Raw genomic sequence first — 26,209 nt, 5'->3', positions numbered from 1 at the left:
GCCCCGCGATAAGGCCCCAAGGGGAACAGTACATGAGCAAGAATCTCGGCGACAAACTGGTCGTCGCCATCTCCTCCCGAGCGCTGTTCGACCTCAGCGAGAGCCACCGCCTGTACCTGGCCCAGGGCGTTGAAGTCTACCGCCAGTACCAGATCGAACACGAAGACCAGGTGCTCGAACCCGGCGACGCCTTCCCGCTGGTGCAAAAACTCCTGGGCCTGAATGCCAGCCTCGGCCAGCCCCGGGTCGAGGTGGTGCTGGTGTCGCGCAACAGCGCCGACACAGGCTTGCGGGTCTTCAATTCGATTGAGCACCATGGTCTGGGCATTTACCGTGCTGCCTTCGTCGGCGGCCGTAGTCCTTATCCTTATCTGGCGGCATTTGGCTGCCATCTGTTTCTGTCCACCGATGCCGATGATGTACGCAGCGCCCTGGAGGCCGGCTTCGCCGCTGCCACCATTCTCTCCGGTGGTGCCCGCCGCGCCGCCAGTGACGAGCTGCGCATCGCTTTTGATGGCGACGCGGTGCTGTTTTCCGATGAGTCCGAGCGTGTCTATCAGCTGGGTGGCCTCGAAGCCTTTCAGGCCAGCGAGCGCCAGTCGGCCCGCGAGCCGTTGCGCGGTGGGCCGTTCAAGCCATTTTTGGCGGCACTCAACGTGCTGCAGAGGGAGTTCCCCGAAGGCGCCTGCCCGATTCGCACGGCACTGGTCACGGCCCGTTCGGCACCGGCCCACGAGCGCGTGATCCGCACGCTGCGCGAGTGGGATATTCGTCTGGACGAGTCGTTGTTCCTCGGTGGCCTGGACAAATCGGCGTTCCTCGAAGCCTTTGCCGCCGATGTGTTTTTCGACGACCAGGCAGGCCATTGCGAGCGTGCGCGCAGTGTCGTCGCCACTGGCCATGTGCCTCATGGGATCAGCAACGAACCCACCCTGGGCTAGTGGGCAAACCTCGGCGCCGGACGGCCCTGCGACGGTTCTTGGCGCTGCTAAGCTGAAGCTTGCTCTGCCGTCATGGCAGTCGAGGAGGTCGAATGATCCATTCCATGCTGTATGCCACTGACCTCGGTGTGTACGCGCCTTTTGTCATGCAACACGCGCTGGCGCTGGCGCGGACCTTCAACGCAGAGCTCTACGTCATTCATGCGGTCGAGCCCATGGGCCAGTTCGCCGAATCGCTGCTGCAAAGCTACCTGGACGAGCAGACCCTCGATGAACTGCACAGCGAAGGCGTCACCACGGTGATGGCCAATATCGAGCAGCGGGTTCTGGAAAACTTTCGTGACGAATTGGGCGAGGAAGCCGACCTGGCCCTGATCAAGGCTGTGCGCGTGCGCCAGGGCGATCCGGCGCAGGTGATTCTCGAGCAGGCCCAGCGCCTGAGTGTCGACTTGCTGATCTTCGGTAGCCATAGCCAGGGCGCTGGCGTTGATATCCCGATCGGACGCACCGCCGTGCGCTTGCTGCAGCTGTCGCCCGTGCCGGTGTATATGGTGCCGCTCGCGCAACACCTGGGGCGTAGGAAGACGTAACTGCGTGGCGCAGGTAGGTTCCTGGAAGACTGCTAAAATAGTTCTAGATTTATTCTTCAAACCACTAATATAGTTATAAATCGTCGCTGCTGCCGGTGACGCCCAGCTGATTTGAGGGATACCTATGAAGCTTCAACAATTGCGCTACATCTGGGAAGTGGCGCACCACGACCTCAACGTCTCCGCGACAGCGCAGAGCCTGTATACGTCCCAGCCGGGCATCAGTAAGCAGATCCGCCTGCTTGAAGACGAACTGGGCGTCGAAGTGTTCGCCCGCAGCGGCAAGCACCTGACCCGCGTGACCCCGGCCGGCGAGCGCATCATTACCACCGCTGGCGAGATCCTGCGCAAGGTTGAAAGCATCAAGCAGATCGCCCAGGAATTCTCCAACGAGAAGAAGGGCACCCTGTCGATCGCCACCACCCATACCCAGGCGCGTTATGCCTTGCCGCCGGTGATCAGCAGCTTCATCAAGCAATACCCGGAAGTGGCCCTGCACATGCATCAGGGCTCGCCCATGCAGATCGCTGAAATGGCTGCTGACGGCACCGTCGACTTTGCCATCGCCACCGAAGCCCTGGAGCTGTTCGGTGACCTGGTGATGATGCCGTGCTACCGCTGGAACCGTTGCGTGGTGGTGCCGCAAGGGCACCCGTTGACCAAGCTGCCGAAGCTTACCCTCGAAGCCCTGGCCGAATACCCGATCGTCACCTATGTGTTCGGTTTTACCGGCCGCTCCAAGCTCGACGAAGCCTTCAGCCATCGCGGCCTGACCCCGAAAGTGGTGTTCACCGCCGCCGACGCCGACGTGATCAAGACCTACGTGCGCCTGGGCCTGGGCGTCGGTATCGTGGCCAAGATGGCCGTCGACACCAAGCTCGATAATGACCTGGTGGTGCTCGATGCCAGCGAGCTGTTCGAGTCCAGCGTGACCAAGATCGGCTTTCGCCGTGGCACCTTCCTGCGCGGTTTCATGTGCGACTTCATCGAGAAGTTCGCCCCGCACCTGACCCGCGAAGTGATGGCCAAGGCGATCCAGTGCCACAACAAGCAAGAGCTTGAAGAGCTGTTCGAAGGTGTCGAGCTGCCGGTGCACTGATCAGCGCGTAGCTGTCCGATGTTCAGGAAACGCCCCTTTTGGGGCGTTTTTTGCTCTTCACGGAATCCCGGGGACTATGATCCTTGGGTTGGGTTGGGTTGGGTTGGGTTGGGTTGGGTTGGGTTGGAGCTTATCCATTCGGTGTGGCGCCGCTACCGGCCCCTTCCGCCTTTACGGCGTCCTACTTTTCTCTTGGGAAAAGTAGGCAAAACCGCTCGCTCCCGCATACGGCCCTACGCTGCGCTTCGGGTTCCTTCGCTTCGGTGCCTTCCAGGGGCATCGCGGCCTACGACTTGCTACGCCAAGTCTACGTCTCGCGACTTCGGCTAACGCCGAAGGGTGCTACGCACCAGCCCCCTCCAGACACCTACGCTCAGCCTCCTGAAGTCGCGAAGTTACGGGCGGCGCCTGCACGGGCGTATCTGCGAAAGCAGATGTTGGCGCAGCCTGGCTGACGCAGGAGCGAGAAAAGCTCGCTGGCAAAGCGAGCACCGACTTGCTTGGTCTGGATTTTGATGTTCATGCACGTAATTCCAGGCGCCGCCAAAAGCGACTTCAGGAGGCTGAGTGGAGGTGCCTGTAGGGGCAGTGCGCAGCACCTTCGGCGTCAGCCGAAGTCGCGAGACGTAGACTTGGCGTAGCAAGTCGTAGGCCGCGATGCCCCGGAGGGCGCCGTAGCGTAGGGCCGTATGCAGGAGCAAGCGGTTTTGCCTACCTTTTCCCAAGAGAAAAGTAGGCCGCCGTAAGGGCGGAAGGGGCCAGCCGCAGCACCACAACGAATGGATAAGCTCGCAATCTCAACATCTCATCCCAACCCAAAAATCATAGTCCCCAGGATCGCGTGAAGAACTTTTTTGTGCGATTGAACGCTAATATTTTCTTGGGAAATTTCCCAATCTTGCTGGGAGTGGTCCGACTTTTTGCGTCGGACATCTGCCGAATAATCCTCCTCGCCAACCGCCCTGCGCGGTGCGGCACTCGCCGTTGGCACGTCACCTGTGACGATTTCACAGGTCTATTCGAGGAGATTTATTCATGAAGCGCACTTTCCTGGCCCTGCCTCTCGCCTTGCTGGCTGTTGGCAACGTCTTTGCGTCTGACCCGCTGGAGAAACAAGTCACCGTAACGGCCACCATCCCGACCGAGAACTTCTATGTCGAGCCGGTGGGCGGCAACTGGATGAACGAACCGCAAAACATGGCCTGGAATGCCCTGCGCGAATCGCTTGAGCCGATCCGCAAGCAGCTGCAGGTCAAGAGCACCACCGGGGCGATTTCTGCCCGCCTGCTCAGCCCGGCGGTGATTAACAGCGGCGCCAACAGCATCGGCCTGGACGTTGCGGTCAACGGTACCGGTTTGACCACCACTTCGGTTCCGGTGGTGCCGGCAGCCGCGGCAGCGGCAGGCACCCTGGTCGCCTTTGACGTAGCCGCCCAGTCGGCCGGCCCGAACGGCTACGTGCCGGGCAATTACCAGGGCATCGTCAACATGCTGTTCGAGACCGTCTCGCCGTAAGTCGCCAGCCAAGCGCTTTTCCATCCCCTTCTATTCACCCCGTCGCTCATTCGTTCGATCGAGGGCGGGGTGAGTATTGCCTGTGAAAAAATGGACATGGCTAATTACTTGTCTCTCGCTGCATCCATTCGACTGGCCTTGGGGTGTCTTGTGCTCTCAGGTACGGCCTGTGCCTGGGCCGATGCCCAGGGGCAGGCCGGGCCCTTGGGGGTGTTGAGCCAGGCGCAAGGCTTGCCGCAGGAATTTGGCGAGCACTTCTTCGATGTGCCCTTGGCAGTTCGTGTCGACCTCGACGGGCGCTACCTGGGCGATGCCCTGGTGGTGCTGTCGCGCGATGAGCAGGTGCAACTGCTCGACTTCACCGACACCTTCGAGAGCCACGCCTCCGACACCGAGCGTTCGCGCTGGCGTGAACAGCTCAAGGCGCCAAGGTTGCTGGGCAACTGCCTGTCCAGTTGTCCGCAGGGGCTGGTGGCGTTGCACTACAGCCTGGTGAATTCGCAGCTGTCGATCCTGACCACGGCAGCGGAGCGCAGCGATCAGCCGGTGCTTTATCATCAGTTGCCCGAGCGTGGCAGTCATGGCTTGCTGCTGCGCAACCAGTTGAACCTGGTCGGTGGCGACCTGGAAACCACCGGTCGTTATGCCGTGCAGGGGCAGGGCAGTTTCGGTAACTGGACCACCGTGGGCGAGGCCCGGTTCGACCGTAACAGCGACTACGTCGAGCAAACCCGGCACCGCGTGGATCAGCTCTATGCCGAGCGTTTGCACGACAAGCATTTTTTCCGCCTGGGGTATTTCACCCCGGGCGCCCAGGGCCTGACCCGTCAGCCGCGCTTGCTCGGCAACCTGCCCGATACCACCCGTGGCCTGATGCTCGGCAGCAGCGACAGCCTGGCGGTCAACAACGGCCAGGCCAGCACCACCCCGGTCTATGTCACGCCGAACCGCGCCGGCATCGCCGAAATCTACCGCGATGGTGTGCTGATCAACAGCCAGGCCGTGCAGGCCGGCTTGCAGGCGCTGGATACCCGGGTGCTGCCAGGGGGCATCTATGAAGTAGAAGTGCGCCTGATTGAAGACAACCAGGAAACCTCTCGCAGCGAAGCCTTCATCTACAAGCCCAATAACTGGAGCAACGCCGAGTCACCCTGGCGCTACAACGTTTATCTGGGGCAGCAGAGCAGCCTGTGGAGCAACTGGGACAAGGACTATGACAACAGCCTGACGGCCGGCGTTTTCACCAACTACCTGCTGCACCCGCGGGCGGTGCTCGGGCTCTCTGCCCAGCGAATCGACGAGCTCATGCAGTACGGTGGTTCGCTGGACTGGGATGTGCTCGACCCGCTCAAGCTGTACGGCAGTGTTTTTCACACCGAAGACCACGGCAACGGCTATGACCTGCAAGGCATCTACAACTACGCCTCGGGTTCGCTGGTGTTCAGCCAGAGCCGCTCATGGCTGGACAGCCGCAGGTTCGAGGACGATCAGCCCGGCGCGTATCGGCACTTCAGCGTTCGCGAGGTGCGCCAGAGCGCGCTGTCGCTGAACCATCGGGTCGATCGACACAGTACGGCCACCTTGAGGGTTTCCCATAGCAGCGGGACCGGCGCCAACGGCACCGGTTACGATATCGGTTGGGGGTATTTTGGCAAGCTGCTGAACTCCGACATCAACTGGCACCTGTCGCTGTTTGACCGTCCGGGCACCAGCAGTTCCGGCGACGCGCGCAACCGTGGCGTCACCTTGAGCATGAGCATGAGCCTCGGCGGGCCGGGACGCAGGGTTTCGGCAACCCTGGGCAGTCGCACGTCCCGCGACGGTGCGCGCGACCAGAACGCCTCGCTGACCTATCAGCAGGATGTTGACTACGGCGCCTTGCAGAGCCTGGCCGGCACGGTTGCGCTGGACCGCTACGGTACCGGGTTTGGCGGCAGCGCCTTGTTCGAGAGCCCGTTGCTGCATGGCGATGCCTATGCGCAAAGCTCCTCCTATAACGGCGAGCTGACCGCGGGTTTGAACCTCGACAGCGTGGTGGCGATCGGCGCTGGCAAAGTGGCGATGTCTGGCCAGTACCTGCCCCACGAGGCAGGCCTGATTGTCGATGTCGAGTCGGACCTGCAAGGTGTGCGCATGCGTGCCGATGACCACCACGGCCACAGCGCCGTGCTGCGCCCGGGGCGCAATGTCATTCCGGTCAGCGCCTACAAGGCCGGCCAGGTGCACTTCGACTTCGAAGGTAAAGACGCCCATGCGGCAGTCATCCAGCCAGCGACGGTCGAGTATCACCTCAACCGTGGCGGGGTCGACTATCACCGGATCCGCGTGATGCAGACCCTCACCGTGATCGGCCGCCTGGTCGACGCCAAGGGCCAGCCGCTCAGGGGCGCGCTGGTGATCAATCACGCCAGCCGCAGTGTCAGCGAAGCGGATGGTTTCTTCGCCATCGAGATGAGCGAGTCGACACCGACCCTGGAAATTCGCCGGGGCGCCGATGCCTTGTGCCTGGTCAGTTTCGATCAGGGCAAGTACACCCGGGAGAACGACGTTCTGCTGGTCGGTGACCTGACCTGCGCTGGGGCCAATGTGGCCCAGGCCGAGCTGAAACAAACAAAGGAGGATGCTTGATGCGATGGCTGGAGAAACTTCGGTGCGCAGCCTTTGCCGCACTTCTCGCGACGCTGGCAGCGCTGTCCCTGGGGCCGCTCGCAGGCGTTGCCCAGGCCAGCGTGGTGGATATTACCGGCGAGTACATACCGGGTTATACCGGCAGGCCGCCCAGTGGTTTCGTCAACACCACGCCGCGGGCAGAATTCTGTTCGGGGTTTGTGCCTTGCGTGGGCAGCGAGTATCGATACACGGTCAGTTTGCCGCTGAGATTCTCTACCGCGTTCATCCACGGTGCACCGCATATTCGTGACAAGTACTACTTCCGGCTGCCGGCAACCAGAACCCTGAATCTGGTCAATGAGCAAGGAGAGTCGTTTTCTGTCCGGTTCAGGCCTACGCATTTCGGTTTGAGGATTCAGCCGGGTTATGCGGTCGGGATCGGGCCAAGTCAGGGTGTTTGCGTGCCTGCGGCGTTTACTGAACATCGAGCCGTTACCCAGTACCTGGGCCGGGTCGATATGCTGGTGCCCGGCGGTTGCTACATGGACGCACGAAGCGGCAGTGCCGGGTCTGTTGTGAGCGTCGACAGCACCGTCACGGGCCTGGGCTTTGAGCTGGTGTTGCCGTCGCCTCTTTCGTTGAAAAATGGCATCTACCGGGCTCAGTTGCAGTTGAGCGTCGGTGGTAGCGGGGCGGACTTCGACCTGGGCAACCGAGTCACCAACGTCAGCACCGATCAGCTAACGCTGAATTTCGAGTTCACTGTCAAACACCCCTTGAAGGTCGAGTTTCCGGCCGGTTCCGAGCGGGCGGTGCTTGAACCACCAGGCGGCTGGATGGACTGGATCAATCGCGGCGCGGCGCCTCAACGCTTGTACCGGATCCTGCCGTTCCGGATCTGGACTACGGGTGCAATCAGCGTGCATACCCGCTGCGAATATGACCTGGGTGGGCGTTGTGGCATTCGCGGTCGCGGCGGCCATCAGGTTCCGCTGAAGGTCGCCCTGACGCTGCCGGCAAGCATGAGGCACCTGGGTGCGCCGGTGGACAACCTGGTGTTGCCGGTTGGCGCTCCGTCCTCGCTGACCATCGAAACCGTCGAGGCCACCCTTGACCGCCAGGCGCGCCTGCTATTCGAAGTGTCCCAGGCAGACACCGCCTCGATGCTCATGTACCCGGGTGAAACCTATCAGGGGGACGTGACGCTGGTGCTGGATGCTGCGCTTTAGACGACCGCTAACCGTCGGCAATGGAAATTTCTCTGTTAGTTCAGGACGTTTCCTACTGGCCCTGCAGGTTGCTCGGTCACGTCTAGTGCATGAGAATGATATTAATTAGCCAGTTATGCTGGGAGCTAAATAGATGAAAGGAACGCTGGCAATACCGCTGCTGTTGATGCTGATGGCCACCACCGCGCTCGCCGGTCCCGAGCTCAACATTGGTACGTTTTACGACTATCTGGACGGCGGCAAAAGCACGCTGCTCAAACGCGTGCGCAATAGTGGTGATACCACCGCATTCGTCAAGGTCAGTGTCGTCGAGTTGCTCTACGACAACCAGGGGCAGGCGCGCGAGGTCGAGATGGATGGCCGCGAGGCGTTGCAGCGTGGCCTGGTGGTCAGCCCCGCGCGGCTGATCATCCCCGCCAATGGCATGCAGGCGGTGCGCTTGCTCTATCGCGGCGAGCGTGACCACGAGCGCTATTTCCGGTTGCGCTTCATCCCGGTGCTGCCGGAAGTCGACGACGGTTTTGCGATTAGCGAAGATGAAGCCGAGCGCTATGAAAACGCCCTCAAGGTCGGGGTCAATATCCTTGCCGGTTATGGCTCGATCCTGTTTGTGCGACCCCAGGCAAGCCACTACCAGACCGAGGTAGAGCAAGAGGCAGGGCGCTTCCTGATTCCCAACAAGGGCAATACCACTATCGTGCTCGATCATTTCAATGACTGCGCCGCCGGCAACCAGGACTGTGCCCCGGCGACCAAGCACCATGTGTTGCCGGGCAATACCCGCGCGTTCGAGAAAAAGGCCGGGCGTCATTATCGCTTTGAACTGGTCGAGGGCGAGCAACGCCGCGAGATTGCCTTCAAGGGGTGAATCGGGCCCTGTCACCGTCGTGGTATGAGGGAAAGCATGAGTAATGTCCTGATCGTCGATGATCACCCGTTTATTCGCTCCAGCGTCAACTTGCTGCTAGCCAGCGAACGTTTCAACGTGGTCGGCCAGGCCGATAACGGCATCGATGCCGTACGCCTGGCCCGTGAGCTGAGCCCTGACCTGATGATCCTGGATATCAGTATTCCGGGGCTTGATGGCCTGGAAGTGATTGCCCGGGTCAAGGCGATGAAGCTTTCGCTGAAGATCCTGATACTGACCTCCCAGCAGGCTGATTATTTTTCCCTGCGCTGCATGAAGGCCGGCGCGGTCGGCTATGTGTCGAAAACCGATGATCTGTGCGAACTGAGCAAGGCGGTGCATGCGGTCATGTCCGGCTACACCTACTTCCCCGAGGTTGCCCTGAGCTCCGTGAGCAGGGTCGATGTGCGGGCCACGGAGGCCGAATGCATCGCCAGCCTGACCAACCGTGAGCTGCTGGTGCTGCAGCAATTGGCCCGGGGCTTGAGCAACAAGGCTATTGGTGATGCGATGCTGTTGAGCAACAAGACCATCAGCACCTATAAAACCCGCCTGATCGAAAAACTGAGGGTCAAATCATTGGTGGACCTGGCGGATGTCGCCAAGCGCAATCTGCTCGTCTAGGTTGCGCAATTGTGTGCAGGCTCGATTGCTGCAAGCGCTGGGGTTGCTGGCCCTGTTATGCCTGGCCGAAGTGGCTGGCGCCGACGACCTAACGCCAGGCATCTGGCCGGATGCGATCCGCGGCTTGCGCGCCTTTGAGGCTCATGCGCATGCGGTGGTGGTGCAAAACCCCACGCTGGCGATAGTCGACAGTTTCTGGCACGACAACGGGCGCCTGATTGCCCAGGCGTGTGCCTTGGTCGGCAGCTTGCTGGCACTGGCGCTGGTATGGATTCACTACCTGCGCCAGTCGATCCGCAAGTGTGAACGGGCCGAACGGGCCTTGAGCGAACTGTACGCTGAGCTGCAAGCCGCCAAAGAGCAGGCAGAGGCGGCCAACCAGGCCAAGACGACATTTCTGGCGACCATGAGCCATGAGATTCGCACGCCCATGAATGCCCTGTTGGGCATGCTCGAGCTGGCCCAGGAAAAGGCCGAACAGGGTGTCCTCGATCGGCTGGCCATCGAGGTGGCCTCAAGCTCGGCGCGCGGCCTGCTGGAGTTGCTCGGCGATGTGCTGGATGTCACCCGCATCGAATCCGGCCAACTGCTGCTCGAACCACGGCGTACCCCGTTGCGCCAGCAGGTCGAAGGCGTGGTGCGCATGTTTGAACAGCAGGCCCAGAGCAAGGGCCTGCGCTTGTATCTGGAGGTCGCTGGTGCGCTGGATAGCGACGTGCTGCTCGATGCCCTGCGCTTCAAGCAGATTCTGTCCAACCTGGTCAGCAATGCGATCAAGTTCACCCGTGAAGGCTCGGTGCGTGTTCGCCTTGAAACGCAGCGCCAGCGCCACCGGGTAGCCGTCACCCTGGTGGTGGAAGATACCGGCGTCGGCATTCCCATGGCCGACCTGTCACGCCTGGGGACGCCCTATTGCCAGGCCAGCAACAACCGGCAAACGGGGCGCAACGGTGCGGGCCTGGGGCTGAGCATTTGTCGGATGTTGTGCGAACTGATGGGCGGGCGCCTGCAGCTCGATAGCAGCATTGGCGTGGGCACGCGCGTCGAGTTGCAGTTGAGCCTGACCTGTCTGCCGCCCTCGGCTTCCAGCACTGCGCCAGGCAGGTGCCGGGAGGGCGCTGGCGGGGTAAAACCGCTAAAGGTGCTGGTGGTGGATGATTATCCGGCCAATCGCATTCTGCTCATGCACCAGCTTGGCTACCTGGGCCATCGCGTGCGGGTGTGCGAACACGGCGGTGAGGGGTTGCGCTGCTGGCTGCGAGAACCGTTCGATGTGGTCATTGCCGACTGCAATATGCCGATCTTCGATGGTTACCGGCTGGCCCGGGCGATCCGCGAGCATGAGCGGCGGGCCGGCAGACTCGCCTGCCGGGTGCTGGCGGTAACCGCCAACGCTCAGGCGTCCGAACGCGCCCGCTGCCGGGCGGCGGGAATGAATGCGTGCCTGTTCAAGCCCTTGAGTATCGATGATTTGGCACAGGCGTTGGGCGGGGTGGCGTGCGCTGCGCCGGTGCCGGTCGAGGCCCCGCCGCTAGCTGTGTTGCCAGGCGTGGACATCTCCAGCCTGCTGGTGTTGGCCGTGGGCGACCAGAGCAAGGTCAAAGCCCTGCTCGGCGATTTGCTCAGCAGTAACCGCCAGGATCTGCGGCGGCTGGACCGGCTGCACGACGGTAAGGACCTGGCGGCGCTTGCCGACCTGGTGCACCGTCTCAAGGGCGGGGCGCGCATGATCCGCGCCCACGATCTGCTGGACATCTGCGCCCAGCTGGAGAAGGCCTGCGCCGCGCATGCCCCGGCCCACCGCATCAGCCAACTGGTGGAATTGCTGCGCCAGGCGATCGTGGAGCTTGAGCGGCACCTTGAGCGCCATTGTCAGCCCGAGGAGGTCAGCCCTTGGTGATCAGGTTGCCGGCGTGCAGCCCGCATTCTTTCTGGGTCGACTCTTCCCACCACCAGCGGCCTTCGCGCTCGTGCTGGTTCGGCAGCACCGGGCGGGTGCAGGGTTCGCAGCCGATGCTGATGAAGCCGCGCTCGTGCAGGCTGTTGTACGGCAGCTCAAGCATGCGAATGTAGCCCCAGACTTCCTCGCTGCTCATTTGTGCCAGCGGGTTGAACTTGTACAGGGTGTGCTCGGGGGTGGAGAACGCACTGTCGATCTCCAGCGCTGCCACCTGGCTGCGGGTGCCCGGGCTCTGGTCGCGGCGCTGGCCGGTGGCCCAGGCGCTGACGGTGCTCAGCTTGCGCCGCAGCGGTTCGATCTTGCGGATGCCGCAGCACTCGCCATGGCCGTCCTTGTAGAAACTGAACAGGCCTTTTTCTTTGACCAAGGGCTCAAGCTTGCTGGGGTCGGGGGAGAGGACCTCGATCGGCAGCTTGTACTGTTCGCGCACCTGCTCGATGAACCGGTAGGTCTCCGGGTGCAGGCGACCGGTGTCGAGGCTGAACACCTTGACGTTCTTGTTGAGCTTCCAGGCCATGTCCACCAGCACCACGTCCTCGGCACCGCTGAAGGAAATCCACAGGTCATCGCCGAAGTGCTCGAAGGCCAGCTTGAGGATGTCTTGCGGCGACTTGTTGGCGTAGGTCGCGGCCAGGGCGGCGACGTCGAAGGGTTGGCTCATCAGGCGGCTTCCGGTCGTTGAGTGGCGCTTGGCGCTCGTAATACCCCGATCTTAACAAAAATTGCCGGGGTCGACGCCGCGCATGTAGAGTGCGGCTTCCCATTTTTGGCGTTGTTCGAGGAGTGTGCCGTGGAAATTGCCTGTCTCGACCTGGAAGGTGTGCTGGTCCCGGAAATCTGGATCGCCTTCGCGGAAAAAACCGGAATCGAATCGCTGCGAGCCACCACCCGCGATGTTCCCGATTACGACGTGCTGATGAAACAGCGCCTGCGCATTCTCGATGAGCATGGCCTGAAGCTTTCCGATATCCAGGCGGTGATTGCCACGCTCAAGCCGCTGGACGGCGCCATTGAATTCGTCGCCTGGCTGCGGGAGCGTTTCCAGGTGGTGATTCTCTCCGACACCTTCTACGAATTCTCCCAGCCGCTGATGCGCCAGCTGGGCTTCCCGACCTTGCTGTGCCATCGCCTGATCACCGACGAATCCGATCGGGTCACCGGTTACCAGTTGCGCCAGAAAGATCCCAAGCGCCAGTCGGTGCTGGCCTTCAAGAGCCTGTACTACCGGGTGATTGCCGCGGGCGACTCGTACAACGACACCAGCATGCTTGGCGAAGCGGATGCGGGGATTCTGTTCCATGCGCCGGAGAACGTCATTCGCGAGTTCCCGCAGTTCCCGGCGGTGCATGATTTTGAAGCGTTGAAGAAAGCGTTCATCAAGGCTTCGAACCAGTCGTTGAGCCTCTGATGGTTTTGGGGCTGCGCTGCAGCCCGTCGCCGGCAAGGCCGGCTCCCACAATGGTCCAGTGCATGCATTCCCTGTGGGAGCCGGCCTTGCCGGCGATGCCTTTCAGAGGCCCTGCAAGGTCTCGAGCAACACCTTGACCTTGGTGATCGACTCTTCGTACTCCGCCTGCCAGTCCGAATCAGCCACCACCGCGCCGCCACCCCAGCAGCACACCTGAGTGTCCTTGACCAGCAGGCTGCGGATGGCAATCGAGCTGTCCATTTCACCGCGTACATCCACATACAACAGGGACCCGCAATACAGCGCCCGGCGGCTGGGCTCCAGCTCGTCGATGATCTGCATGGCGCGGATTTTCGGCGCGCCGGTGATCGAGCCACCGGGGAAGCTGTCGGCGATCAGGTCCAGGGCGTCCTTGCCGGCCGCCAGGCGCCCGGTGACGCTGCTGACCAGGTGATGCACGTTGGGGTAGCTCTCGAGGCTGAACAGCTCCGGCACGTTCACCGAGCCGATCTCGCAGGTGCGCCCCAGGTCGTTGCGCAGCAGATCGACGATCATCAGGTTCTCTGCGCGATCCTTGCTGCTGCCCAGCAGTTCGGCGGCGTTGCGTGCATCTTCGCCGGCATCGCTGCTGCGTGGGCGGGTGCCCTTGATCGGCCGGGTTTCGACCTGGCCGTTACTGACGCGGATGAAGCGCTCTGGCGAGAAGCTCAGCAGCGCGCTGCCATCGGCCAGCAGCTGGAACCCCGAATACGGCGTCGGGCACGCCTGGCGCAGGGCCTGGTAGGCATGCCAGGGGTCGCCCTGGCAGGGGGCGCGAAAGCGCTGGGTGAGGTTGATCTGGTAGCAGTCGCCGGCATGGATGTACTGCTGCACCCGGTCAAAGGCCTGGCGGTAGTGTTCTGCGCTGATATCGCCGCGCATTGGCGCCTGCAGCGCAAAGCTGGCGGTGTCGACAGTGGCTGGTGCCTCGAACAGTTCGATCAGGCGCTGACGCTCGGCCTCGGCCAGGCTTGGGTGGAACAGCAGCTGGCTGTGCTGTTGCTGGTGATCGCTGATCAGCGCCCAGGCATACAGGCCAAGGCTGGCATCGGCCAGGCCCAGGTCGTCGACGGCAACGCTGGGCAGGTGCTCCAGTCGTCGGCCGAAATCGTAGCTCAAATAACCGATCAGACCACCGGCAAACGGCAATTCGATGCCATCGGGTACCTGCGCCCGGCCCAGTTGCGTCAGGCTGTCACGCAGGCGCTGCAGGTAAGCGCTGCCGCTTTCATCCACCGTGGGTGCCAGGGTCTGCAGCGGCCAGGCGCTGAGCAGGTCAAAGCGACCGCGTTCGGCCGTTGGCCGGGCGCTGTCGAGCAGCACGGCGCCGGGCGCCTTGCGGATGCGCGCAAAGTAGGCCGCGGGATCGGCCTGGTAGGGCAGGGGGTGGAGCGTACAGGTCGGCATGCAAGTAACAGCTATGAATGCGGGGAGGCGATTGTAGTCCTCTGTAGGAAATGCTCCTAGCGCTGACTACGACATTGAGTCTCCAGCCCGCGCCAGCCGGGCAGGCTGACGCAGGCGGAGTGTTGACTCAGCTCGGCACGTGGCCGAACAGCTCCTGGGCGAAGCGTACGCGTTCTTCGACGCTCTCCTGGCGGCCGTCTTTGGCCAGTTGCTCCAGGTGCGCCTCCACCGCGTGGGTGCGCAGGGTCAGGCCGCAGTCGTTGGCGATCTGGATGTTCAGGCCGGGGCGGGCGTTGAGTTCGAGGATCAATGGGCCCTTGTCCTGGTCCAGGACCATGTCGACGCCGATGTAGCCCAGGCCGCACAGCTCAAAGCAGCCGGCGGCAAGCTTCATGAAGCCGTCCCAGTTCGGCAGTTGCACGCCGTCCACCGCGTTGGTGGTGTCCGGGTGCTTGCTGATGATGTTGTTCAGCCAGGTGCCGCGCAGGGTCACGCCAGTGGCCAGGTCGACGCCGACACCGATGGCGCCCTGGTGCAGGTTGGCCTTGCCGCCGGACTGGCGGGTCGGCAGGCGCAGCATGGCCATTACCGGGTAGCCCATCAGCACGATGATGCGGATGTCCGGCACACCTTCGTAGCTGATGCTCTTGAAGATCTGGTCCGGGGTTACCCGGTACTCGATCAGCGCGCGGTCGCGGTGGCCGCCCAGGGAGTACAGGCCGGTGAGGATGCTGGAGATCTGGTGCTCGATTTCCTCGTGGCTGATGATCTTGCCCGAGACCGTGCGATAACGGTCTTCGAAGCGATCGGCAACCACCAGGATGCCGTCACCACCGGCACCCTGGGCAGGCTTGACGACGAAGTCGCTGCGCCCGCCGATGATTTCCCCGAGCTTGTCGATCTCTTTCTCGGTGGAGATGATCCCGTACATTTCCGGCACATGGATGCCGGCCCGGATCGCACGCTCCTTGGTGATGATCTTGTCGTCGACGATCGGGTACAAATGGCGCTTGTTGTACTTGAGGACGTAGTCCGCATTGCGCCGGTTGATACCCATGATGCCCCGGGCCTCCAGGGCTTTCCAGGTTTTCCAGAGACCGAACATCAGGCGTCAGCCTTCACGAAAGCCTTGAAACGCACCAGCTCCGTCAGGCGGTAGCCGCGGTAGCGGCCCATCGCCAGCATGAAGCCGACCAGTACCAGCAGCACCGCCGGGAAGGTGAAGACGAAGTACACCAGCTCCGGCACGCTCATCAGCAGGTGCGCCAGGGAGGCGGCGAACAGGGTGCCGATCGCCACTTTCATGGCATGGCCACCGCCGCGTTCTTCCCAGGTGATCGACAGGCGTTCGATGGTCATGGTCAGGATCACCATCGGGAACAGCGCCACCGACAGGCCGCGCTCCAGGCCCAGCTTGTGGCTGAACAGGCTGATGGCGGCGATCAGCACCACGACGAAGGTCAGGACCACCGACAGGCGCGGCAGCATCTGCAATTTAAGGTGTTCGAGGTAGGAACGTAGCGACAGCCCGAGCGCGGTAATCACCGTGAACAGGATGATGCCGAAGCCCAGCTGGGTTTCGCGGAAGGCCAGGGCGATCAGCACCGGGGTGAAGGTACCCAGGGTCTGGATGCCGATCAGGTTGCGCAGCACCAGGATCACCAGCACGCCGATCGGGATCATCACCATGATCATGAAGGTCTGCTGGGTCTGCAGCGGCAGGCCGTACAGCGAGTATTCGAGGAAGTCCGCGTCGGTGTTCTCGTCGGTTAGCTTGGCCAGGCGAATGGCGTTCATTTCGCTGTTGTTGAGGCTGAAACTGACGTTGGCTTTCTTGCCGCCATCGACGGTGATCAGGTTGTCATCACCGGTCCACCACAGCAGGCGGTCGGCCGGCAGGCCTTGCTCGCCGGTGTCCGGGTTGAAGTACAGCCAGTCGGTGCCGTTGAAGCTGCGCAGCCACAGTTCAGGGGTTTGCGGCTGGTCGGCGACCAGGCGGATGGTGTGCACCTTCTCCACCGGTACGTGGGCGATCGACAGCAGCAGGTCGATGACCTTGGCCTTGTTCAGCGACGAGGTGTCGCCGGCCAGCAGCAGCTTGACGTTGTCGTCGTTGAGGTTGTTGACCCGCTTGATGGTTTCGCCGACGAAGGTCTCGACGTCAGCCGAATGCTGGCGGATTGGCGCCATCAGGGCTTCGGCGGCGACTTTTTCCGGGCCTTCGACGGCCAGGCTGTCGCGGAAGGTCGGGCCCTTGATCTTGGCCTTTTCGGTGCTGTAGCGCTTGGTCAGCACCAGGCGGTAGTAGAGGGTCTGGTTGCCGTTGGCGCGGCGTGCCGACCAGGTCACCTTGCGGTTGCCGTCGACGCGGTTGACGCTGACGCCATAGTTATTGGAGATGAAGCTCTCGTTGAGGCTCACGTAGTCGCGGCTCAGCGGGGGGACGAACATCTGGACCTTGACCGGGTCCTTGGGGCTGGCAACGAACTCGACCTTGGCGTCGATGTTCCACAGGTCATCGGTTTCATCCTCGGTCACCGGAATGCCGAGAAAGAAGATCTGATAGGCCGTGACCAGGATGCCCAGTAGCACCAGGACGGTAATCAGGACTTTCAGATGGAGGGTAAGAGAGCGCATCAGGATTACTCTGCGGTGTGAGCGTCAGTGGCGCAGGCGGGTTTGCCGGCAGCGTATTTAAGGCTTGGGTCGACCAGCGCGTCGAAGTGCTTGAGGGCCTCGGAGCCGATCAGCAGCGGATACTGGAAGGCGCTGCGGTCGGTCAGGTTCACTTCGATGCTGCGCAGGGCCGTACCCATGCAGATGTTCATGGCAATCACCGGGCGGGCGGTATAGGCCTTGCCTTCGTCCGGGTCGTAGTCACCGGCGCGTCGCTTGATCTTGCTGACGCGGGCCAGTGGTCGTTCTATCGGATGCGAGTGGGCAGCGTCAATTGCCAGGTAGAAGCGCACCCAGGACTCACCGTTGCGCTTGAAGCGCTTGATGTCGCGGGCACTGAGCGAGGCGGTCTTGGCCCCGGTGTCGAGTTTGGCCGCCACTTCCAGGTCGATATCGGCCAGGCGGGCGTATTCATTAAGGCCGTACACGGTCTTTTCCGCAGCCTGGCCCAGGGCCGGCAACAGACAGAGGCTGAACAACAGGGGGAGGGGCGTAAGTCTCATAAATCCTGGCGCGGTGCTGTGCGATGTTCGGGTCAAGGCCACTGGCAGTACTGCGCAAGCTTCCTCGTTTACCTGCCACCTGCATGAACAGATGACAGACACACTATTCGTGCCCCGTCGGGAGGCGCGGCATTCTATCACGCTGGTGTGCTGGCGCCAGCGGCTGCACTCAGACAACAACCGGGACCTTGAAGTTCGCTCTTAGACGATTGTCGACAATATTCATTTTGTCTTTGACTATGCGTGTCTATTTGGCTAGTTTTGCCCTCATTGATTTGTGAGGTGTCAACAATATGCTGGACACAGCCCAAGCCCCCGGCACAGTGGCAGACGACAGCGAAACCCTCTCGGAAAACGTCTTCCGGCGTATCCAGGCGGCCATCGTCAAAGGCGAGATCGCCCCCGGCAGCAAGATCTCCGAGCCTGAGCTGGCGCGCACCTACGGCATCAGCCGCGGGCCGCTGCGCGAGGCGATCCACCGCCTGGAAGGCCAGCGCCTGCTGGTGCGCGTGCCCCATGTCGGGGCGCGGGTGGTGTCGCTCAGCCATGCCGAACTGATCGAACTGTACGAAATCCGCGAGTCCCTTGAAGGCATGGCCTGCCGCCTGGCCGCCGAGCGTATGAGCGTAGCCGAGATCGACGAGCTGCGCCGGGTGCTCGACACCCACGAGCGCGACGCCACCTTCCAGGCCGGCCTTGGCTATTACCAGCAGGAAGGCGATTTCGACTTCCATTACCGGATCATCCAGGGCAGCGGCAACCGCACCCTGGTGCAGATGCTCTGCGGCGAGCTGTATCAGCTGGTGCGCATGTATCGCATCCAGTTCTCCGCCACGCCCAACCGGCCACGCCAGGCGTTCGCCGAACACCACCGGATTCTCGATGCCATCGCCGACCGTGACGGTGAACTGGCCGAGCTCTTGATGCGCCGCCACATCGGCGCCTCCAAACGCAACATCGAGCGTCACTATCTGGACGCTTCCAGCCCACGAGGTGAGTCATGAGTCAGAAAAGCAGTCCCGGCCAGCGCTTTCGCGATGCAGTTGCCGCCGAACACCCGTTGCAGGTGGTCGGTGCGATCAACGCCAACCACGCGCTGCTGGCCCAGCGTGCCGGTTTCAAGGCCATCTACCTGTCCGGTGGCGGCGTGGCCGCAGGCTCCCTGGGCCTGCCTGACCTGGGCATCAGTGGCCTGGATGACGTACTGACCGACGTACGGCGCATCACCGACGTCTGCGACCTGCCGCTGCTGGTGGACGTGGATACCGGTTTTGGCTCCTCGGCGTTCAACGTCGCGCGTACCGTCAAGTCGATGATCAAGTTCGGCGCCGCGGCCATTCATATCGAAGACCAGGTCGGCGCCAAGCGTTGCGGCCACCGCCCGAACAAGGAGATCGTCTCCCAGCAGGAGATGGTCGACCGCATCAAGGCCGCGGTTGACGCCCGTACCGACGACAGTTTCGTGATCATGGCGCGTACCGACGCCCTGGCCGTCGAAGGCCTGGAAGCGGCCCTGGACCGCGCCGCCGCCTGCATCGAAGCCGGTGCCGACATGGTCTTCCCGGAAGCCATCACCGAGCTTTCGATGTACAAGACCTTCGCCGACCGGGTCAAAGCCCCGATCCTGGCCAACATCACCGAGTTCGGTGCCACGCCGCTGTACACCACCGAAGAACTGGCGTCGGTCGATGTCTCGCTGGTGCTCTACCCGCTGTCGGCCTTCCGCGCCATGAACAAGGCCGCTGAAAACGTCTACACCGCGCTGCGTCGCGACGGCACGCAGAAAAACGTCATCGACACCATGCAGACGCGCATGGAGCTGTACGACGCCATCAACTACCACGTGTTCGAGCAGAAGCTCGATGCACTGTTCGCCCAGAAAAAGGGCTGAGGTCCTCTGTAGGCGCGGGCTTGCCCCGCGATCAGCCTGAGATTCCATAACAAATTCAAGAAAGGAGAAAGACAATGGCCGAAGCAAAAGTACTCAGTGGTGCCGGCCTGCGTGGTCAAGTGGCCGGGCAAACCGCACTGTCGACCGTGGGCCAGGCCGGTGCCGGCCTGACCTATCGTGGTTACGACGTGCGCGACCTGGCCGAGCACGCGCTGTTTGAAGAAGTCGCCTACCTGCTGCTGTACGGCGAGCTGCCGAGCAAGGCGCAGCTGGCCCAGTACCAGCAAAAGCTGAAAACCCTGCGCGACCTGCCGCAGGCCCTGAAAGAAGTGCTCGAGCGCATCCCGGCCAACGCCCACCCGATGGACGTGATGCGTACCGGATGCTCGGTGCTCGGTACCCTGGAGCCGGAGCTGACCTTCGAGCAACAGCACGACAAGACCGATCGCTTGCTGGCGCTGTTCCCGGCGGTAATGTGCTACTGGTACCGCTTCACCCACGAGGGCGTGCGCATCGACTGCACCAGCGATGAAGACACCATTGGCGGCCACTTCCTGCACCTGCTGCATGGCAAGAAGCCGAGCGCGCTGCACGTCAAGGTGATGAACGTCTCGCTGATCCTCTACGCCGAGCACGAGTTCAACGCCTCGACCTTCACCGCCCGGGTTTGCGCCTCGACCCTGTCCGACCTGTACTCCTGCGTCACTGCCGCCATCGGCTCACTGCGCGGCCCGCTGCACGGCGGCGCCAACGAAGCGGCGATGGAGCTGATCGAGCGCTTCCAGAGCCCGCAGGAAGCGGTCACCGAGCTGCTGCAGATGCTGGCGCGCAAGGACAAGATCATGGGCTTCGGCCATGCCATCTACAAAGAGTCCGACCCGCGTAACGAAGTGATCAAGGCCTGGTCGAAGAAGCTTGCCGATGAGGTGGGCGACACTGTGCTGTACCCGGTGTCCGAAGCCATCGACAAGACCATGTGGGAGCAGAAGAAGCTGTTCCCCAACGCCGACTTCTACCATGCCTCGGCGTACCACTTCATGGGCATCCCGACCAAGCTGTTCACCCCGATCTTCGTCTGCTCGCGCCTGACCGGCTGGGCGGCGCATGTATTCGAGCAGCGTGCCAACAACCGCATCATCCGCCCGAGCGCCGAGTACACCGGCGTCGAACAGCGCAAGTTCGTGCCAATCGAACAACGCTGAGACTGGCTCACTGGGCCAGCACCGGAGCTTGTGCTGTTGTGGGAGCCGGCGTTGCCGGCGATGGAATCGACGCGGTGTCAGGTGCATCGCGGTGTCTGCATCGCTGGCAAAGCCAGCTCCCACAGGGTTCCGGGCTGGCCGCTGTGCCACCGACCTTACCGTGATTGAGTCCCTGTGCCATGAATAGTGAATTTCGCAAGAACCTGCCGGGCACTGGCCTGGATTATTTCGACGCCCGCGCGGCGGTCGATGCGATCAAGCCCGGCGCCTATGACCGTCTTCCTTATACCTCGCGCGTATTGGCAGAAAACCTCGTGCGCCGCTGCGCCCCGGCTAGCCTCAATGCCTCGCTGGGCCAGCTGATCGAGCGCAAGCGCGACCTCGACTTCCCCTGGTTCCCGGCCCGCGTGGTGTGCCACGACATTCTCGGCCAGACCGCGCTGGTGGACCTGGCCGGCCTGCGCGACGCCATCGCCGACGGTGGCGGTGATCCGGCCCAGGTCAACCCGGTGGTGCCGGTGCAACTGATCGTCGACCACTCCCTGGCAGTGGAATGCGGCGGTTTCGACCCGCAGGCGTTCGAGAAGAACCGCGCCATCGAAGACCGCCGCAACGAAGACCGCTTCCACTTCATCAACTGGACCAAGAAGGCGTTCAAGAACGTCGACGTGATCCAGCCGGGCAACGGCATCATGCACCAGATCAACCTGGAGAAGATGTCGCCGGTGATTCACGCCGAGCGCGGCGTGGCCTACCCGGACACCTGCGTCGGCACCGACAGCCACACCCCGCACGTCGATGCCCTGGGCGTGATCGCCATCGGCGTCGGCGGCCTCGAAGCCGAGAACGTCATGCTTGGCCGCGCGTCGTGGATGCGCCTGCCGGAAATCGTCGGCGTCGAGCTCTCGGGCAAGCCGCAGCCGGGCATCACCGCCACTGACGTGGTACTGGCCCTGACCGAATTCCTGCGCAAGGAAAAAGTCGTTGGCGCCTACCTGGAATTCTACGGCGAAGGCGCCCGCGCCCTGACCCTGGGCGACCGTGCAACGATCTCCAACATGGCCCCGGAATACGGCGCCACCGCGGCGATGTTCTCCATCGACCAGCAGACCATCGACTACCTCAAGCTCACCGGCCGTGAAGACGCGCAGGTCAAGCTGGTGGAAACCTACGCCAAGGTCGCAGGCCTGTGGTCCGACAGCCTGGCCAATGCCGAGTACGAGCGGGTGCTGCGTTTTGACCTGTCCAGCGTGGTGCGCAACATGGCCGGGCCATCCAACCCGCACGCCCGGGTCGCCACCAGCGACTTGGCGAGCAAGGGCATCGCCGGCCAGTGGGACGAAGTGCCGGGGCAAATGCCCGATGGCGCGGTGATCATCGCCGCCATCACCAGCTGCACCAACACCAGCAACCCGCGCAACGTGATTGCCGCAGGGTTGCTCGCGCGCAACGCCAACAAGCTCGGCCTGGTGCGCAAACCGTGGGTGAAATCGTCGCTGGCACCGGGCTCGAAAACCGTGGCCCTGTACCTGAAAGAGGCGGGCCTGGATGACGAGCTGGAGCAGCTCGGTTTCGGCATCGTCGCCTTTGCCTGCACGACCTGCAACGGTATGTCCGGTGCGCTTGATCCGGTCATCCAGCAAGAGATCATCGGCCGCGACCTGTACGCCACCGCCGTGCTCTCGGGCAACCGCAACTTCGACGGCCGCATCCACCCGTACGCCAAGCAGGCGTTCCTGGCGTCGCCGCCGTTGGTAGTGGCCTATGCGATAGCCGGCACCATCCGTTTCGACATCGAGAAGGACGTGCTGGGCGTGGTCGACGGCAAGGAAATCCGCCTGAAAGACATCTGGCCAAGCGACGAAGAGATCGACGCGGTGGTCAAGGCGGCGGTCAAGCCTGAGCAGTTCCGCCAGGTCTACATCCCGATGTTCGCCGTGCAGGAAGACACCGGACCCAAGGTCACCCCGCTGTACGACTGGCGCCCGATGAGCACCTACATCCGCCGCCCGCCATACTGGGAAGGCGCCCTGGCCGGCGAGCGCACGCTCAAGGGCATGCGCCCGCTGGCGGTGTTGCCGGACAACATCACCACCGACCACCTGTCGCCGTCCAACGCCATCATGCTCGACAGCGCGGCCGGTGAGTACCTGGCGAAAATGGGCCTGCCGGAGGAGGACTTCAACTCCTACGCAACGCACCGCGGTGACCACCTGACTGCGCAACGCGCAACCTTCGCCAACCCGAAACTGTTCAACGAAATGGTCCAGGAAGGTGGCAAGGTCAAGCAGGGTTCGCTGGCGCGCATCGAGCCGGAAGGCAAGGTCACGCGTATGTGGGAAGCGATCGAAACCTACATGCAGCGCAAGCAGCCGCTGATCATCGTTGCCGGTGCCGACTACGGCCAGGGCTCGTCCCGTGACTGGGCGGCCAAGGGCGTGCGCCTGGCCGGTGTCGAGGCCATCGTTGCCGAGGGTTTCGAGCGTATCCACCGCACCAACCTGGTGGGCATGGGCGTGTTGCCGCTGGAGTTCAAGCCGGGCGTCAACCGCAAGACCCTGGGCATCGACGGCACCGAGACCTTCGACGTGCTCGGCGAGCGGACCCCGCGGGCGACCCTGACCCTGGTCATCACCCGGGCCAACGGCGAGCGCGTCGAGGTGCCGGTGACCTGCCGCCTGGATACCGCCGAAGAAGTGTCGATCTACGAAGCGGGCGGGGTGCTGCAGCGCTTTGCCCAGGACTTCCTCGAATCGGCGGCCGTTTGAGGTAGGGCCTCATCGCGGGTCAAGCCCGCTCCCACAGTTCAGTGGGAGCGGGCTTGACCCGCGATAGCTCCCCCAAAGCACTCACAGGACAACTCAACCATGGCTCACGTACCCCAGATCAAAATCCCCGCCACCTACATCCGTGGCGGCACCAGCAAGGGCGTGTTTTTCCGCCTCGACGACCTGCCGGAAAGCGCGCAGATCCCGGGCCCGGCCCGCGACGCGCTGCTGCTGCGGGTGATCGGCAGCCCCGACCCCTACGGCAAGCAGATCGACGGTATGGGCGGCGCAACGTCCAGTACCAGCAAAACCGTGATCCTTTCGCGCAGCATCAAGCCCGAGCACGATGTCGACTACCTGTTCGGCCAGGTTTCGATCGACACCGCGTTCGTCGACTGGAGCGGCAACTGCGGCAACCTCTCGGCGGCAGTCGGTTCGTTCGCCATCAGCGCCGGCCTGGTCGACAGTAGCCGCATCCCGTACGACGGCGTGGCCGTGGTGCGCATCTGGCAGGCCAATATCGGCAAGACCATCATTGCTCACGTACCGATCACTCACGGCGAAGTCCAGGAAACCGGCGACTTCGAACTGGACGGCGTGACCTTCCCGGCCGCCGAGGTGCAGCTCGAATTCATGGACCCGGCCGCCGATGAAGACGGCGAGGGCGGTTCGATGTTCCCCACCGGCAACCTGGTCGACGACCTGGTGGTACCGGGTGTCGGCACGCTGAAGGCCACGCTGATCAATGCCGGCATCCCGACCATCTTCATCCAGGCCGAGGCCCTCGGTTACACCGGCACCGAGTTGCAGGACGCGATCAACAGCGACCCGCAAGCCCTGGCCCGGTTCGAAACCATCCGCGCTTATGGTGCGGTGCGCATGGGCCTGATCGAGCATGTCGACGAAGCCGCCAAGCGCCAGCACACCCCGAAAGTCGCCTTCGTCGCGCCGCCGGCGGCCTATCAGTCATCCAGCGGTAAAGCCGTGGCCGCCGCCGACGTTGATCTATTGGTACGGGCACTGTCCATGGGCAAGTTGCACCACGCCATGATGGGCACCGCCGCGGTCGCCATCGGTACTGCCGCGGCAGTGCCCGGCACCCTGGTCAACCTCGCCGCCGGTGGTGGCGAGCGCAGCGCCGTACGTTTCGGTCACCCCTCGGGCACCCTGCGCGTTGGCGCCGAAGCCCGCCAGGTGAACGGCGAGTGGACTGTCACCAAAGCAATCATGAGCCGTAGCGCTCGCGTACTGATGGAGGGCTGGGTACGGGTACCCGGTGATGCCTTCTAACCAGTAGCGGCGCTTGGCTCCCTGTTACCTACGTCAACAGAGAGATGTGAAATGAGTGCCAACGTTGATCTGAACAACCGCCCCGACTACGACCGGGTGCTGCAGGATATCGCTGACTATGTCCTGGATTTCAAGGTCGAATCGCCGGAGGCGCTGGACACGGCGCGCAACTGCCTGATGGACACCCTGGGCTGCGGCCTGCTGGCGTTGCGCTTCCCGGAATGCACCAAGCACCTGGGGCCGCTGGTGGAGGGGACCGTGGTGCCGTTCGGGGCGCGGGTGCCGGGTACCAGCTACCGCCTGGATCCGGTGAAAGCGGCCTGGGACATCGGTTGCATCGTCCGTTGGCTCGACTACAACGACACCTGGCTGGCCGCCGAGTGGGGGCATCCCTCGGACAACCTCGGCGGTATCCTGGCCGTGGCCGATCACCTGTCGCAAAAACGTGTGGCCAATGGCGAAGCGCCCTTGAGCATGCGCGTGGTGCTTGAGGCGATGATCATGGCCCATGAGATCCAGGGCGTGATTGCCCTGGAAAACTCCTTCAACCGCGTCGGCCTCGACCATGTGCTGCTGGTCAAGGTCGCCTCGACAGCCGTGTGCGCCAAACTCATGGGCGCCAATCGCGAACAGCTTCTTGCGGCACTTTCCCATGCCTTCGTTGACGGTCAGGCGCTACGTACTTATCGCCATGCGCCGAATGCCGGCTCGCGCAAGTCCTGGGCGGCGGGGGATGCTTCCAGCCGTGGCGTGCGCCTGGCCGATATCGCCCTGCGTGGCGAGATGGGTATTCCCGGGGTGCTGAGTGCGCCGCAGTGGGGCTTTTATGATGTGTTGTTCAGTCATACCAACAAGGATCTGGCGCTCAAGCCTGAAGACAAGCGCGCCTTCAGCCTGACGCAAAAATACGCCAGTTACGTGATGGAAAACGTGCTGTTCAAGATCAGCTTCCCTGCCGAATTCCATGCCCAGACCGCCTGTGAAGCGGCAGTGACCCTGCACCCGCAAGTGCGCAACCGTCTGCATGACATCGAGCGCATCGTCATTACCACCCATGAATCGGCGATCCGCATCATCTCCAAGGTCGGCACCCTGGCCAATGCCGCCGACCGCGATCATTGCATCCAGTACATGACCGCCGTGCCGCTGATTTTCGGCAACCTGGTGGCCGAACAGTACGAAGATGATTTCCATGCCGCGCACCCGATCATCGACCGCCTGCGCGAGAAGATGGAGATCGTCGAAGAGCCGCGTTTTACCCGTGAATACCTGGAGTCCGACAAGCGCTCGATCGCCAATGCCGTGCAGGTGTTCTTCAGTGATGGTTCGAGCACCGAGCAGGTGGTGGTGGAGTACCCGATTGGCCATCGCCGGCGGCGGGCCGAGGGGATTCCGTTGCTGGAAGAGAAGTTCAAGGCCAACCTGGCGACGCGTTTTACCGGGCAGCGTTCGGCGCAGATTTTTGCCCTGTGCAAGGATCAGGCGGCGCTTGAAGCGACGGCGGTGCAGCGGTTTGTGGATTTGTTCGTGATCTGAAGGGCCTCATCGCC

22 protein-coding genes are annotated in these 26,209 nt (G+C 62.7%); 16 read left to right on the top strand and 6 right to left on the bottom strand.

The window, feature by feature from the left end; all coding sequences use genetic code 11:
- Positions 1-32: 32 nt before the first annotated feature.
- The 3 genes from NLX68_RS04905 to cysB all read left to right on the top strand — a co-directional run bounded on the left by NLX68_RS04905 (position 33) and on the right by cysB (position 2,630).
- On the top strand, positions 33-941 hold the full coding sequence (locus tag NLX68_RS04905) for a 5'-nucleotidase (protein ID WP_254283048.1): 909 nt from the start codon (positions 33-35) through the stop codon (positions 939-941).
- Between the two features lie 92 nt (positions 942-1,033).
- On the top strand, positions 1,034-1,531 hold the full coding sequence (locus NLX68_RS04900) for a universal stress protein (protein WP_254283047.1): 498 nt from the start codon (positions 1,034-1,036) through the stop codon (positions 1,529-1,531).
- Between the two features lie 124 nt (positions 1,532-1,655).
- Positions 1,656-2,630: an HTH-type transcriptional regulator CysB gene (gene cysB, locus NLX68_RS04895; RefSeq protein ID WP_045189882.1), complete on the top strand. Its 975-nt coding sequence runs from the start codon at positions 1,656-1,658 to the stop codon at positions 2,628-2,630.
- Positions 2,631-3,003: 373 nt separating this feature from the next.
- On the opposite strand, the gene NLX68_RS04890 is transcribed toward cysB, so the two are convergent.
- Positions 3,004-3,153 (bottom strand): hypothetical protein, encoded by a 150-nt coding sequence (locus NLX68_RS04890; RefSeq protein WP_254283046.1) that lies wholly within the window; start codon positions 3,151-3,153, stop codon positions 3,004-3,006.
- Between the two features lie 512 nt (positions 3,154-3,665).
- On the opposite strand from NLX68_RS04890, the gene NLX68_RS04885 reads away from it, so the two are divergent.
- The 6 genes from NLX68_RS04885 (at position 3,666) to NLX68_RS04860 (ending at position 11,415) form a co-directional block, all read left to right on the top strand.
- A complete protein-coding gene (locus tag NLX68_RS04885; RefSeq protein ID WP_254283045.1) occupies positions 3,666-4,145 on the top strand; it encodes a CS1 type fimbrial major subunit in 480 nt (159 codons plus the stop codon).
- A 150-nt stretch (positions 4,146-4,295) separates the two neighbouring features.
- A complete protein-coding gene (locus NLX68_RS04880) occupies positions 4,296-6,773 on the top strand; it encodes a CS1-pili formation C-terminal domain-containing protein (RefSeq protein ID WP_254283044.1) in 2,478 nt (825 codons plus the stop codon).
- Positions 6,770-7,984, top strand: a complete 1,215-nt coding sequence (locus NLX68_RS04875; RefSeq protein ID WP_254283043.1) for a hypothetical protein — start codon at positions 6,770-6,772, stop codon at positions 7,982-7,984. Before NLX68_RS04880 ends, NLX68_RS04875 begins: the two co-directional genes overlap by 4 nt.
- A gap of 133 nt (positions 7,985-8,117) precedes the next feature.
- The gene (locus tag NLX68_RS04870) at positions 8,118-8,852 is read left to right on the top strand and encodes a molecular chaperone (RefSeq protein WP_254283042.1); all 735 of its coding nucleotides are present in this window, start codon (positions 8,118-8,120) and stop codon (positions 8,850-8,852) included.
- Positions 8,853-8,888: 36 nt separating this feature from the next.
- Positions 8,889-9,515, top strand: coding sequence for a response regulator transcription factor (locus NLX68_RS04865; protein ID WP_254283041.1), 627 nt, complete (start codon positions 8,889-8,891; stop codon positions 9,513-9,515).
- Positions 9,516-9,528: 13 nt separating this feature from the next.
- Positions 9,529-11,415 carry an ATP-binding protein gene (locus NLX68_RS04860; RefSeq protein ID WP_254283039.1) on the top strand — a complete coding sequence of 629 codons (1,887 nt, stop codon included), beginning with the start codon at positions 9,529-9,531 and terminating at the stop codon, positions 11,413-11,415.
- Here the strand turns inward: NLX68_RS04860 and NLX68_RS04855 are convergent.
- Entirely contained in the window at positions 11,402-12,136 is a 735-nt protein-coding gene (locus NLX68_RS04855; RefSeq protein WP_254283037.1) for a phosphoadenylyl-sulfate reductase, read from the bottom strand. The genes NLX68_RS04860 and NLX68_RS04855 overlap by 14 nt on opposite strands.
- Before the next feature lie 129 nt (positions 12,137-12,265).
- Between NLX68_RS04855 and thrH the strand changes: the two genes are divergently transcribed.
- Entirely contained in the window at positions 12,266-12,883 is a 618-nt protein-coding gene (gene thrH, locus NLX68_RS04850) for a bifunctional phosphoserine phosphatase/homoserine phosphotransferase ThrH (protein WP_254283035.1), read from the top strand.
- Between the two features lie 102 nt (positions 12,884-12,985).
- On the opposite strand, the gene pabB is transcribed toward thrH, so the two are convergent.
- The 4 genes from pabB to NLX68_RS04830 form a co-directional block, all read right to left on the bottom strand.
- Entirely contained in the window at positions 12,986-14,329 is a 1,344-nt protein-coding gene (gene pabB, locus NLX68_RS04845; protein WP_254283033.1) for an aminodeoxychorismate synthase component I, read from the bottom strand.
- A gap of 127 nt (positions 14,330-14,456) precedes the next feature.
- Complete coding sequence (locus NLX68_RS04840; RefSeq protein ID WP_254283031.1) at positions 14,457-15,434, bottom strand: alpha-L-glutamate ligase-like protein; 978 nt, start codon at positions 15,432-15,434, stop codon at positions 14,457-14,459.
- A complete protein-coding gene (locus NLX68_RS04835) occupies positions 15,434-16,966 on the bottom strand; it encodes an inactive transglutaminase family protein (RefSeq protein ID WP_254283029.1) in 1,533 nt (510 codons plus the stop codon). The genes NLX68_RS04840 and NLX68_RS04835 overlap by 1 nt, the downstream gene beginning before the upstream one ends.
- A gap of 5 nt (positions 16,967-16,971) precedes the next feature.
- A complete protein-coding gene (locus tag NLX68_RS04830; RefSeq protein ID WP_026001282.1) occupies positions 16,972-17,508 on the bottom strand; it encodes an ATP-dependent zinc protease in 537 nt (178 codons plus the stop codon).
- 293 nt (positions 17,509-17,801) lie between these two features.
- On the opposite strand from NLX68_RS04830, the gene NLX68_RS04825 reads away from it, so the two are divergent.
- The 6 genes from NLX68_RS04825 to prpD all read left to right on the top strand — a co-directional run bounded on the left by NLX68_RS04825 (position 17,802) and on the right by prpD (position 26,195).
- Entirely contained in the window at positions 17,802-18,512 is a 711-nt protein-coding gene (locus NLX68_RS04825; protein ID WP_010222527.1) for a GntR family transcriptional regulator, read from the top strand.
- The gene (gene prpB, locus NLX68_RS04820) at positions 18,509-19,399 is read left to right on the top strand and encodes a methylisocitrate lyase (protein ID WP_010222526.1); all 891 of its coding nucleotides are present in this window, start codon (positions 18,509-18,511) and stop codon (positions 19,397-19,399) included. The genes NLX68_RS04825 and prpB overlap by 4 nt, the downstream gene beginning before the upstream one ends.
- 74 nt (positions 19,400-19,473) lie before the next feature.
- Positions 19,474-20,601: a 2-methylcitrate synthase gene (prpC, locus tag NLX68_RS04815; RefSeq protein ID WP_254283027.1), complete on the top strand. Its 1,128-nt coding sequence runs from the start codon at positions 19,474-19,476 to the stop codon at positions 20,599-20,601.
- Between the two features lie 179 nt (positions 20,602-20,780).
- The gene (gene acnD / locus NLX68_RS04810; protein WP_254283025.1) at positions 20,781-23,369 is read left to right on the top strand and encodes a Fe/S-dependent 2-methylisocitrate dehydratase AcnD; all 2,589 of its coding nucleotides are present in this window, start codon (positions 20,781-20,783) and stop codon (positions 23,367-23,369) included.
- A 99-nt stretch (positions 23,370-23,468) separates the two neighbouring features.
- Positions 23,469-24,659, top strand: a complete 1,191-nt coding sequence (gene prpF, locus NLX68_RS04805) for a 2-methylaconitate cis-trans isomerase PrpF (protein ID WP_254283023.1) — start codon at positions 23,469-23,471, stop codon at positions 24,657-24,659.
- A 51-nt stretch (positions 24,660-24,710) separates the two neighbouring features.
- Entirely contained in the window at positions 24,711-26,195 is a 1,485-nt protein-coding gene (gene prpD, locus NLX68_RS04800) for a 2-methylcitrate dehydratase (protein WP_254283021.1), read from the top strand.
- Positions 26,196-26,209: the final 14 nt, after the last annotated feature.

It is taken from the genome of Pseudomonas sp. SBB6 (genome assembly GCF_024213215.1).
In the GTDB taxonomy this organism is placed as follows: Bacteria; Pseudomonadota; Gammaproteobacteria; order Pseudomonadales; family Pseudomonadaceae; genus Aquipseudomonas; species Aquipseudomonas donghuensis.
Note: the sequence above shows the minus strand (reverse complement) of the source record. Positions and strands in the feature narration are given on the sequence as shown.

Excerpts from the sequence above, each read along its gene's own strand:
- prpD (WP_254283021.1), top strand. The coding sequence starts at position 24,711 with ATGAGTGCCAACGTTGATCTGAACAACCGCCCCGACTACGACCGGGTG.
- NLX68_RS04855 (WP_254283037.1), bottom strand. The coding sequence starts at position 12,136 with ATGAGCCAACCCTTCGACGTCGCCGCCCTGGCCGCGACCTACGCCAAC.
- pabB (WP_254283033.1), bottom strand. The coding sequence starts at position 14,329 with ATGCCGACCTGTACGCTCCACCCCCTGCCCTACCAGGCCGATCCCGCG.
- NLX68_RS04885 (WP_254283045.1), top strand. The coding sequence starts at position 3,666 with ATGAAGCGCACTTTCCTGGCCCTGCCTCTCGCCTTGCTGGCTGTTGGC.
- cysB (WP_045189882.1), top strand. The coding sequence starts at position 1,656 with ATGAAGCTTCAACAATTGCGCTACATCTGGGAAGTGGCGCACCACGAC.
- NLX68_RS04900 (WP_254283047.1), top strand. The coding sequence starts at position 1,034 with ATGATCCATTCCATGCTGTATGCCACTGACCTCGGTGTGTACGCGCCT.
- NLX68_RS04890 (WP_254283046.1), bottom strand. The coding sequence starts at position 3,153 with ATGAACATCAAAATCCAGACCAAGCAAGTCGGTGCTCGCTTTGCCAGC.
- NLX68_RS04825 (WP_010222527.1), top strand. The coding sequence starts at position 17,802 with ATGCTGGACACAGCCCAAGCCCCCGGCACAGTGGCAGACGACAGCGAA.
- prpF (WP_254283023.1), top strand. The coding sequence starts at position 23,469 with ATGGCTCACGTACCCCAGATCAAAATCCCCGCCACCTACATCCGTGGC.
- NLX68_RS04870 (WP_254283042.1), top strand. The coding sequence starts at position 8,118 with ATGAAAGGAACGCTGGCAATACCGCTGCTGTTGATGCTGATGGCCACC.
- NLX68_RS04840 (WP_254283031.1), bottom strand. The coding sequence starts at position 15,434 with ATGTTCGGTCTCTGGAAAACCTGGAAAGCCCTGGAGGCCCGGGGCATC.
- prpB (WP_010222526.1), top strand. The coding sequence starts at position 18,509 with ATGAGTCAGAAAAGCAGTCCCGGCCAGCGCTTTCGCGATGCAGTTGCC.
- NLX68_RS04835 (WP_254283029.1), bottom strand. The coding sequence starts at position 16,966 with ATGCGCTCTCTTACCCTCCATCTGAAAGTCCTGATTACCGTCCTGGTG.
- acnD (WP_254283025.1), top strand. The coding sequence starts at position 20,781 with ATGAATAGTGAATTTCGCAAGAACCTGCCGGGCACTGGCCTGGATTAT.
- NLX68_RS04865 (WP_254283041.1), top strand. The coding sequence starts at position 8,889 with ATGAGTAATGTCCTGATCGTCGATGATCACCCGTTTATTCGCTCCAGC.
- NLX68_RS04830 (WP_026001282.1), bottom strand. The coding sequence starts at position 17,508 with ATGAGACTTACGCCCCTCCCCCTGTTGTTCAGCCTCTGTCTGTTGCCG.
- NLX68_RS04905 (WP_254283048.1), top strand. The coding sequence starts at position 33 with ATGAGCAAGAATCTCGGCGACAAACTGGTCGTCGCCATCTCCTCCCGA.
- prpC (WP_254283027.1), top strand. The coding sequence starts at position 19,474 with ATGGCCGAAGCAAAAGTACTCAGTGGTGCCGGCCTGCGTGGTCAAGTG.